This window comes from Bradyrhizobium sp. PRIMUS42 (genome assembly GCF_023006515.1).
Taxonomy (GTDB): Bacteria; Pseudomonadota; Alphaproteobacteria; order Rhizobiales; family Xanthobacteraceae; genus Bradyrhizobium.
In genome coordinates this window covers 1-9,816 of the sequence record NZ_JALBGZ010000173.1, presented here as the reverse complement: position 1 = coordinate 9,816, position 9,816 = coordinate 1, and the positions used below count along the sequence as shown (strand labels likewise).

Annotated in this window: 10 protein-coding genes and 2 pseudogenes; 8 read left to right on the top strand and 4 right to left on the bottom strand. The window is 63.8% G+C overall.

Annotated features, from left to right (window positions below; translation table 11 throughout):
• The 6 genes from MOV75_RS15485 to MOV75_RS15460 form a co-directional block, all read left to right on the top strand.
• The coding region (locus MOV75_RS15485; RefSeq protein ID WP_247006119.1) for an FHIPEP family type III secretion protein at positions 1-1,163 on the top strand (1,163 nt) is incomplete at its 5' end.
• Positions 1,160-1,912 (top strand): flagellar biosynthesis protein FliR, encoded by a 753-nt coding sequence (gene fliR / locus MOV75_RS15480; RefSeq protein WP_246926175.1) that lies wholly within the window; start codon positions 1,160-1,162, stop codon positions 1,910-1,912. The genes MOV75_RS15485 and fliR, both read left to right, overlap by 4 nt.
• A gap of 5 nt (positions 1,913-1,917) precedes the next feature.
• The gene (locus tag MOV75_RS15475) at positions 1,918-2,337 is read left to right on the top strand and encodes a hypothetical protein (RefSeq protein ID WP_246926177.1); all 420 of its coding nucleotides are present in this window, start codon (positions 1,918-1,920) and stop codon (positions 2,335-2,337) included.
• Positions 2,334-2,810 (top strand): rod-binding protein, encoded by a 477-nt coding sequence (locus MOV75_RS15470; protein WP_246926178.1) that lies wholly within the window; start codon positions 2,334-2,336, stop codon positions 2,808-2,810. Before MOV75_RS15475 ends, MOV75_RS15470 begins: the two co-directional genes overlap by 4 nt.
• Before the next feature lie 43 nt (positions 2,811-2,853).
• Entirely contained in the window at positions 2,854-3,363 is a 510-nt protein-coding gene (locus MOV75_RS15465) for a flagellar biosynthesis protein FlgN (RefSeq protein WP_246926180.1), read from the top strand.
• Positions 3,360-3,818, top strand: a complete 459-nt coding sequence (locus MOV75_RS15460) for a hypothetical protein (protein WP_246926182.1) — start codon at positions 3,360-3,362, stop codon at positions 3,816-3,818. Before MOV75_RS15465 ends, MOV75_RS15460 begins: the two co-directional genes overlap by 4 nt.
• A 193-nt stretch (positions 3,819-4,011) precedes the next feature.
• Here the strand turns inward: MOV75_RS15460 and MOV75_RS15455 are convergent, their stop codons facing one another.
• A complete protein-coding gene (locus MOV75_RS15455; RefSeq protein ID WP_246926183.1) occupies positions 4,012-4,782 on the bottom strand; it encodes a response regulator transcription factor in 771 nt (256 codons plus the stop codon).
• A gap of 819 nt (positions 4,783-5,601) precedes the next feature.
• Here MOV75_RS15455 and MOV75_RS15450 point away from each other — a divergent pair.
• On the top strand, positions 5,602-6,552 hold the full coding sequence (locus tag MOV75_RS15450; protein ID WP_246926185.1) for a hypothetical protein: 951 nt from the start codon (positions 5,602-5,604) through the stop codon (positions 6,550-6,552).
• Between the two features lie 11 nt (positions 6,553-6,563).
• Here the strand turns inward: MOV75_RS15450 and MOV75_RS15445 are convergent, their stop codons facing one another.
• Positions 6,564-7,142 carry a MarR family winged helix-turn-helix transcriptional regulator gene (locus MOV75_RS15445; RefSeq protein ID WP_246926187.1) on the bottom strand — a complete coding sequence of 193 codons (579 nt, stop codon included), beginning with the start codon at positions 7,140-7,142 and terminating at the stop codon, positions 6,564-6,566.
• Between the two features lie 584 nt (positions 7,143-7,726).
• On the opposite strand from MOV75_RS15445, the gene MOV75_RS15440 reads away from it, so the two are divergent.
• Positions 7,727-8,614, top strand: coding sequence for a dienelactone hydrolase family protein (locus MOV75_RS15440; protein WP_246926189.1), 888 nt, complete (start codon positions 7,727-7,729; stop codon positions 8,612-8,614).
• 66 nt (positions 8,615-8,680) lie between these two features.
• Here the strand turns inward: MOV75_RS15440 and MOV75_RS15435 are convergent.
• Positions 8,681-9,340: pseudogene (locus tag MOV75_RS15435) on the bottom strand (serine hydrolase domain-containing protein); the annotation flags it as partial.
• A 73-nt stretch (positions 9,341-9,413) separates the two neighbouring features.
• Positions 9,414-9,816 (bottom strand): annotated as a pseudogene (locus MOV75_RS15430) (NAD(P)-dependent oxidoreductase); the annotation flags it as partial.

The window sequence follows — 9,816 nt, the reverse complement described above, 5'->3', positions numbered from 1 at the left end:
TGGCGCCCTTCGTGCTGCTCGGCGGCGTCATGGCCTTCGTCGGCTACTCGCTGCCGAAGCAGCAGGCGGCCCGTGAGCGCAAGGAGGCGGCGCTCAAGGCCGACGAGCGTGCCCAGACCGAGGCCAAGGAATCCGTCAAGGACCAGCTCAAGACCGCCGAGATCGAACTGGCGCTCGGCGGCCATCTTTCGGTCCATCTGCTAGGCTCGCGCACCGAGCTTGCGCACCGCGTGGCCAAGATCCGCAAGAAGTTCGCCAAGCAGTACGGCTTCGTCGTTCCCGAGATCAAGCTCACCGACAATCTGTCGATCGATCCCAAGAGCTACCAGATCCGGATCCACGACACGCGCATCGCCCACGGCGAGCTCAGGCTCGGTGAGGTGCTCGTGCTGGTCGACAAGGACGGCAAGCCCGACGTGCCGGGCGAAGAGGTGGTCGAACCCGCCTTCGGCATGAAGGCGCTGTGGGTGACGGAAGCCTTCACGGACGAAGTCAAGCGGCAGGGCTGCAAGCCGGTCGACAATCTGTCGGTGCTGCTCACGCATTTGAGCGAAGTGATCCGGGCGAACCTCGCCCAGCTGTTGTCCTACAAGGACATGCGCGCGCTGCTCGATCGGCTCGATCCCGAATACAAACGCCTGGTCGAGGATCTCTGCCCGTCGCAGATTTCCTATTCGGGCCTGCTGGCGATCCTGAAGATCCTGCTGGCCGAGCGCGTCTCCATTCGCAACCTTCATCTGATCCTCGAGGCGATTGCCGAGATCGCGCCCCATGTGCGGCGCTCCGAGCAGGTCGCAGAGCATGTGCGGACGCGGCTCGCCCAGCAGATCTGCGGCGACCTCTCCGACAATGGTGTGCTCAATGTCGTGCGTCTCGGCAACCGCTGGGATCTCGCGTTCCACCAGAGCCTGAAGCGCGACGCCAAGGGCGACGTCGTCGAGTTCGACGCCGATCCGCGCCTGATCGAGCAGTTCGCGACCGAAGCCAGCACCACGATCCGCAAGTTCACCGAGAGCGGCACCAGCGTGGTGCTGGCGGTGACGCCCGAAGCGCGCCCCTATGTCCGGATGATCCTGGAGCGGGTGTTCCCGACACTGCCGGTGCTGTCGCATGTCGAGGTCGCGCGCAGTGCCGAGATCAGGGCCCTCGGAGCCGTATCGTGATCTCCGGCCTTGCCGACAGCGTGCTGGTGACGTTCATCGTGTTCTGCCGCATCGGCGCCTGCCTGATGCTGGTGCCCGGCTATTCCAGCGTCAACGTTCCGGCCCAGGTCCGCCTGTTCGTCGCGCTGGTCACGACGTTTGCGCTGGCGCCGATCCTGATCGCGGTGCTGAAGCCTCTCACGGACAACGCCGCGCCGCTGACGCTGGCGCTCCTGATCTGCTCGGAGCTCCTGGTCGGCAGTGTCATCGGGCTCGGCGGCCGCGTGTTCTTCCTCGCGCTCCAGACCATGGCGACCGTGATGGCGAGCGCGATCGGCCTGAGCAACATCCCGGGGACGCCGGTTGCCGACAGCGATCCGGCGCCGGCGCTGGTGCCGCTGATCATGGTGTCGGTCACCACGCTGTTCTTCATGACCGACCAGCATTGGCAGGTCCTGCGCGGGCTGATGAACTCCTACGACGTCTGGCATCCCGGCAGCAGGCTCGGCGGCGGCATGGCGCTCGACCAGCTGGTCGGCCGCCTGTCGGAAGCGTTCGTGCTGACGCTGCGGATCACCAGCCCCTTCATCGTCTATTCGGTGATCGTCAACCTGGCGGTCGGCCTGATCAACAAGCTGACGCCGGCCATTCCGGTCTATTTCATCTCCGTGCCCTTCGTGCTGTTCGGCGGTTTCCTGCTGCTCTATCTCACCAGCGACGAATTGCTGACGCAATTCATGCTCGGCGTCTCGTCGTGGCTCGCGGAGTGACGGTCATGACCTCGCGTGCGGACAAGCTCGGCCGGATGGTCTCGCTCGTGAAGCTCCAGCTCCGGCTGTCCGAATGGCAGCTCGCGCAATTGCGGCAACAGGAGAGAAGCCTGCAGGACGAGCAGGAATGGCTGGTGGGAGCCCTCAACGATGGCAAGCCGCCGGCGGGCTCGTCGAGCGAATCGATCGCGCGGCGCTTGAACCGGACGAGCGTCGGCGCGCGCGAGGTTCAGGCGCAGGCCGCTCAGCAGCTCGACCAGGTTCGCAGCGAGAGCCGTCGCGTCAAGCAGCTCGAGGAAGTCGCGAAGGCGGCGCTGGCCGACAAGCTCCGCGACGCGGAGAAGCGGGTCCTCGAGGAGATGACGGGACTAAGCCCTGCCGTGCGCGCGTGGACGCCGCGGCCAGCCAACCGGAACAAGACATGATCGTGACAGCGACGCCCGACCTCGTTCTCGACGTCCTCGAGGCCGCCGATCCCGTGGCGCAGCGCGCGGCGACCGCGAAGCTCGATGCGCTGAAATCTTCCGACGCCGACTTCGCCGCCACGATGGACGCGGAGGCCGGCAAGGCCGCGGCGGCCGCCGGTCAATCCGCGACGAAAGTGTCCGAGGCGCAGTCTGACGCTGTGAACGGGGCGCCGGTGCGGGTGATCAAGGCGCCGGCATCCGGCGAGGTGTACCGAAAGTTCGAAGCGTTCATCCTCCAGACCTTCGTCGAGACGATGTTGCCGAAGGAATCGGAGGAGGTCTTTGGCAAGGGCACGGCCGGCGGCGTCTGGAAGTCGATGCTGGCGGAGCAGCTTGGCAACCAGCTGGCAAAGGGCAAGGGCATCGGCATCGCCGAGCGGCTCGCCGCCGCGCATCCGCCGGGCCCGAACAATGCCGGCAAGGCCGGATGATGATCCGAGGAATGGGTGACAGACGTTGAGGGGTGAATTTCCTATGCAGGCACAAGAAGGCGCGGCGGCCATGGTGATCGAACCGGTCGCTGACATCGAGGCGATGACGACGGAAGCGGCAGCAGCCAATGCGCTGCTGCCCGTGCTGCTTCCGATCGTGGGCAGCGAGGCCGTGGTCGATGGCGCGGATGCGGCGAGATCGGACGAGGTGCGCGGCCTGCTGGCGGCAATCCGTCGGCTCGAGAGCATCGTCGAGGAGGAGACCGTCGCGCTCGCGACGGGTCAGAAGATCGATTTCGACGATTTCAGCGCGCGCAAGAGCCGGAGCATGCTCGAATTCGTCCGCCTGATGCGGGCACGGATGCATCTCGGCGGCGAAGTCGAGGTCACCGAGGAGATTCAGCGGCTGCGCGAGAAGCTCGAGCGCAACCGCTCGATCCTCGAAATGCACTACGACGCGGTGCGCGAGGTCGCCGGCATCATCGTCAAGGCGATCAAGGAGGCCGAGTCGGACGGCACCTATACCGGTCGCGCAGCACAGGACGGAAAATGATCAGACTGGTGCTGGCCGGGCTCTGGGTATGCATCCTCACCGCGGGCACAAGCTATGCCGTGGCCTATTGGAAGGAAAACGGCAGCCTGCTGCCGGCAAAGGACGAATATCTCGACGGGCTGCAATACCAGAAGACGCGGGCCCTGAGCGTGCCCATGGTCGAGAACGGCAATGTGCAGGGCTATATCGTCGCGCGCTTCGTTTACACCGTGGAGGCGCGGACCATGCACCAGCTCAACGTTCCGCCGGAGCCGTTCGTCGTCGACGAGGCTTTCCGCAGGATCTATGCCGACGACCGTCTCGACTTCAGGAAGCTCGCCCGCTACGACCTTTCCGTCCTGACCACGGCCATCAAGCAGCGCGTCAACGAGCGGATGCAGGCTGAAATCGTCCAGGACGTCCTGGTCGAGGATTTCAACTACGTATCCAAGGAAGAATTCCAGTCGAAGCCGTAGCGCGCGACGCTTCGAAATCGAATCGCGCTCGGCCGACACAGCGATATTCTCTCCGTTCCCTCCCCCACAAGGGGGGAGGGAACGGACCTCCGGGCGCTAGCAGGGCTCAACCCATCGGCTCATAACGTACAACGGCCTCCGCGAAGCTGCTTCGCGGAGGCCGTTGCCGGTTTCGTGGCAGGCTCGCGCCGCCTCAGTTTCCGGCCGGGTAGGCCGCCGGGACGGCATGCGCCCTGTTGAGGAGGATGCCGACCTCGTCGAGCTCCTGCATCGGCTCGTCGAGAGTCCCGCCGGCGGGGATGTCGAGGCGGTACCCGACGTAGCGCCGGGCCACGATCGCGTCGAAGCCGAGGCGGTCGCGGAGCTTCTTGCGCAGCTTGCTGACGTGGCTCTCGATCACGCTCTCATCGAAGGTGGACTCGAAGATGCCGTAGACCGCGTTGAAGATCTGCGTCTTGGTGATCCACTTGCCGTGATTGCTGACCATATATTCGAGAATGCGCAGCTCGCGGCGGGGCAGGGTGAGGGCGTGGCCCGCGATCTCGGGGTCACGGCCGTTGAAGAAGACCTGGATCCTGGTCTCGCAGGGCCTTGGCAGCTCGCCCACCCGGCGGCGCGCGATCGCGGCCGTTCGGGCGAGGATCTCGCGGAGGTGGATGGGCACGTGCACGACATCGTCGACGCCCGATTCGAACAGCTCGAGCGTGTTCTTGAGCATTTTCTGGCCGCTCACGGCGATGATGGGAGCCGAGGAACGCTTGCGCATCGCCCGCGGCAGGCTTCCGCGGGCATCGCAATCCCCGAGGAGGAAGGCGTCGACCGCTGCCAGATCCGATTCACTTGCGGATTGCAGCCAGTCCCAGAATTCCCCGGAGGAGAATCCGATCGACGATACGCCTTCGCGAACGAGCCCTCCGACGTAGCTGTTCGCGACGCTCTCGCGATCATCAACGATAATATACATCAGTCTTTCGCCCCTGTTTCGCAACTGTTGCGGCCGGTTGGTTGTTGTGATGCCCCGGCTCGGCAACGATGCTGTTTGACGACATTCCTTCCCGCGAACCGTTGTTATGGTTTCGATATTCGCGGGCAGCCCTACGCATTCAGTGCCTGCGTGTCGCAGGCCTGGTACTTCGACTCGATACTGAACGCTTACTGCGTGAGGCTCGGCGGGTGTCTTACGGATCACCTCGCGGAGCGGATTGAGAAACGACCTAGACCAGTTGCGCCAAGTTGCTCATCGCGTCCGGACGCCACTAACCTGTGTCGATCTCCTCGCCAACTGACGAGAATCACTTGACTAGGACCGTAACGATTGCCGATTCCCGATCAAGCGTGCGCCACAAAGCGATTGCTACGTGTGCTTGATGCTGTTGGTTTGTTTCGAGTTGTTTCTTGGTGTATTCAATCGCATCAGTTGATTTAGTTGCTAAACTAGTTCTGCACCGCAATGGTTGTATGGTTCCGCATCCCCGTACAATTACAGCTATTTTGGGTGGTGCTGGGAGTCACGCATATCGAGTGGTTTTCAACCCGGGATTGACCCTCTCGCACGCCTTTCCACGTGCGACAATTCGACTCACGAGTATCGGCGAGACTCCAGCTTGGCGAAATCTTGGCGAGTGTGTGTCTTTCGAGTCGCACTCTCGCCACGTGCATGGCGCGTTTGGGCCATGGAGTGTCGCATCGCGCGTGATGAAAATCTTTCGATGCGCACGTTTCAGGCAAGCTTCGGCAAATAACGTCATCGTTCGACAGATCGAACCGAACGGAGCATTTTCACATGTTGTCCGATGGACAAGCTCGTCCCAACGCGACCGCTGATGTTTCCGCAACGGTTAAGCCTGCTCCCGAGCCGCGCGATGCAAAGGACAATACGGTGCCCGCGAGCAAGCCTGTTGCGGGAGCAAAGCGCGTCTCGGCCGCGGCGAGCGACGAAGCTCTCGCGAAGGAGGCGCTCGAGGGGCTGAAACGCATTCGCGCGAAGGCACGTCTCGACAAGATGGCGATACCCAAGCCCGCGACGACCGTGATCAAGCCGGCCGTGATCGTGGCCAAGCCCCCGCCGCCCCGTCCGACGTGGGTTGCGCCGCTCGCAACATTGGCGGTCGCCGCCATGCTTGTGGTGTGTGCCTGCACCGGCGTGATCGCCTATCTCGCCACGCAGCCCGCCCAGAGCAACGTTGCGGCCAATACGGAGATCAGAAATCTGCGCGAGACCGTCGCGCAATTGCGCAAGCAAATGTCGGGCGTGTCTGAAAATCTCGATGGCCTGCGCACCGCGGTCGATCAATCGAGCAAGGCGACCAATGACCGCTTCGGCAGGTTCGCCGAGAACCTGGACCGCATCGAGCGGGTGAGTTCGTCCTCGACGGTGAAGCTCGACAAGCTCGCTCAGGCCCAGGTCCAGGCTCCGGCACCGGCGATGGTGCAATCGCAGCCCGCCTCGCAGCAAGGGCCGATGATGGCCTCGGTCGCAGCGCCCGAGGTCACGGGCTCGGTGTCTCCGTCCGAGCGCGCGTCGGCGCCGCGGAAGGTGATCAAGGGGTGGTCGGTCCGCCAGGCCTACGAAGGAATTGCGATCCTGCAGAGCCCGAACGGCGTCATCGAAGCCGTGCTGGGACAGCAGGTGCCCGGCCTTGGCCGCATCGAGGAGATCAGGAACGAGAACGGTCGTCTGGTGGTGGAGTCGAGCGGGGGCGTCATCTATTCGTCACGCAAGGCGACGCCCTGATCGAACGCCGCCTATTGGCGGTGATGCTCGAAGCTGGTGCATAGCAGATCGACCTCCGCCTCCGCGATCGGCGAGCGGAACAGGCGGCAGCTGAATTCAGCCGTTGCCTTGCTGTCGGTGGTGGTTCGCTCCTCCCGGAGGAAGATGCATCGCTTGCAAACGTCGGTATGGTGCCGCTGCTCGGCCGCGTCCGACTGATCCAGCACGTGCCGGAACGTGTCGCGGAAGCGGATCTTGACCTGGTCGTCGAGGACGGCAATCGCTTCGACGAGAACGTTGACGGGGTCGCGCACCAGGAACTTCTTGCCCTGCTGCGTCACGCTCAGCATCACCGAGCGCTTGTCGGTGGCCGATCGTTTCCGCTCGAGATAGCCGAGCCGCTCGAGCTCCCCGATGATGAACGAGGCGGTGCCGCGCGTGGTGCCGACGTAACTCGCGAGCGCCGAAGGCGTCCGGGAAAAGCGGTTGGCGCGGGAGAGAAATCGCAGCGCCATCCACTCGCGGTCGCGCAAGCCGTGCTTGGTGCCTTCGAACCACAGGATCCGTGCGACCTGCTCCAACAGTTCAATCGATTCGCGAGCCAAATTCATTTCAGTTCCGGTCGGATGAAGCTTTATTCAATTGAGCCTTGGTTAGCGCAATCTGGGTGGACGAGAATGAAGTCCGCGAGTGGCCTTCGTCCGTTGCCGAACGCGCGGGCCGTGCGTGGGGAAGAAGCTTTCCGTTGCCGGAGATGGAACTTCCGGGGGTGGAACTAGGGCGTCACAAAGAAAGTTCGAGTAAATCGCACCGCTCGAGTCATCCGAAAATTTCAATCAAATGACGGTGGTTCGCGTGATGCATTCCGGTCGCGCGCGGCATCCGGGCAACATGATGTATCGTTGCGGCCACCGTCGAGCCCATTTATTGCGGGAGACCGTTTCGAATGGCGCGAAGGAGCGAAGTGTCTGCAACGTCGGACCGTGCGGAGTGCAGCGGAAGAACCCCCATTTTCGGTTAATGGATGTTGCGTTGCAGCGCCGCCACGCGGTTAAATCGGACACACGATCGATCCGGACAGCTCGCGCATCGTCTTAGGCCCCTGCTCGCAGGCCGGTGACTTGCGTTTCCCCGGCAACTATTGGCGAATGCGTCGCCCTCGCGGGCACGATAGGCAGCAGCAAGGGACCGACCGATGAGCTTCGAAACCACCATGACGTCCGACGTCGTCGGATTGACGAAAGCCGCCCCGCTCTCGCGCCGTGGATTCATGAGCGCCACCGCGGCGGTCGCCGCCGGTTACACGCTTGCGGCCGGGCCCGTGCGCGCCGAGGTGATCACGACCGACGCCAACGGTCTCCAGGCTGGCGACGCCAAGATCAAAATCGGCTCCGAAGAGATGCCCGCCTATTTCGCCCGTCCTGCCGGCAACACCAAGGCGCCGGTGATCATCGTGGCGATGGAGGTTTTCGGCCTGCATGAATACATCAAGGACGTGACGCGGCGCCTCGCCAAGCTCGGCGCCTTCGCGATCGCGCCCGACTATTATTTCCGCAAGGGCGTCGATCTCACCAAGGTCACCGAGATCAAGAACCTCTTGCCGGTCGTCAATGCCAAACCGGACGCCGAGCTGCTGTCCGATCTCGACGCGACGGTGGCGTGGGCGGGATCGCAGGGCGGTGACACCGCCAAGCTCGGCATCGTCGGCTTCTGCCGCGGCGGCCGCACGGTCTGGGAATATGCCGCGCACAGCGGCACCCTCAAGGCAGGCGTTGCCTTTTACGGGACTCTGGTCGATCCCGAAAATCCGCTGTTGCCGAAGAGCCCGATGCAGCTCGCGCCCGAGATGAAGGCGCCGGTGCTCGGCCTCTACGGCGGTGCCGACACCGGCATTCCCGTCGCGCAGGTCGAGCAGATGAAGGCCGCGCTCGAGCAGAACAAGAAGACGGCCGAATTCAAGATCTACCCCGAAGCGCCGCACGGCTTCCATGCCGATTATCGCGGCAGCTACCGCAAGGACGCTGCGGAAGATGCGTGGAAGCAGGCACAGGCCTGGTTCAAGAAGTACGGCGTGTTGAGCTGACGCTAGATACGCCAGCTACGAAAGGGTGGCCCGATCGGCCGCCCTTTCATTCTCAGTGCAACGATCTCACTTCGTCATCGCGCCATAGACGATGTCCTGAACCTGCTCGCGATAGTATTTCCTGAGCTCGCCCGGCGCAGCCGTTCCCACCACGACGACGAGACGCTCCTTGGGATCGCAGAAGAACTGCGTTCCGTAGGCACCGTTCCAGGTGAACTCGCTGGGATTGCCGGGGACCGACGACAGCCCTTCGCTGGTGCGCACCGCGACTGAAAGGCCAAAGCCGAAGCCGCCGCGATGGGGCTCGACGTTGGCAACGTTGTTCTTGATCTCGGGGCCAAGGTGGTTGGTCGTCATGTGATGCACGGTCTTCGGACCGAGAATGCGCTGGCCGTCGAGCTCGCCGCCGTTGAGCAGCATCTGCCCGAAGCGGAGGTAGTCGCCGATCGTCGCGAACGAGCAGGCGCCGCCGAACTTGGTCGGCGTGTCCAGCAGCTTGATGACTTGCGGCTTGCCGGTCAGCGGGTCGTTGGCAAAGGGGCGGGCGAGGCGAGGGCGCTGCGCGTCGGTCGGGTGGAAGGTAGCATCCTTCATGCCGAGCGGCTGCCAGACGTTGGCGGCGAGATAATCGCCGAGCTTCTGCTCGCTCACTTTCTCGACCACAGCACCAAGCACGTCGATCGAAAAACCGTATTCGAACTCGGTCGAGGGCTGGTGCGCCAGCGGGTCCGGATCGAGCAGGCCGTAGGCCAGTCAAGCGCGGGCGGGGCATGTCTGGGACGCGCCGGGGATGCCGGAACTATCGTCCTTCGCCCGCGCGCCACAACGCATCGATGCCGTCCCGATAGGTCGGGTGGACAAGTGTAATGCCGAGCTCGCGCTTCAATTTCGCGTTGGAGACACGGGCGCTGCTGGCATAGAAGCTGCGGGCCATCGCCGACATCTCGGCTGTCGCGAACGGCTCTTCGGGCGGCGGCGCAACGCCCGTCAGCTCCGCCGCATAGGCGATCACGTCCTGCGGCGGCGCGGGCTCGTCGTCGCAGACGTTCCAGATCCGGCCGCTTCCGTGGTGAATGGCGGCCATGATCGCGCTAGCGATGTCGTCGACATGGATCCGGTTGAAGACCTGGCCGGGCTTGATGATGCGCCGGGCCGTGCCAGCCCGCAGCGTCGCCAGTGCGTTGCGGCCGGGGCCGTAGATG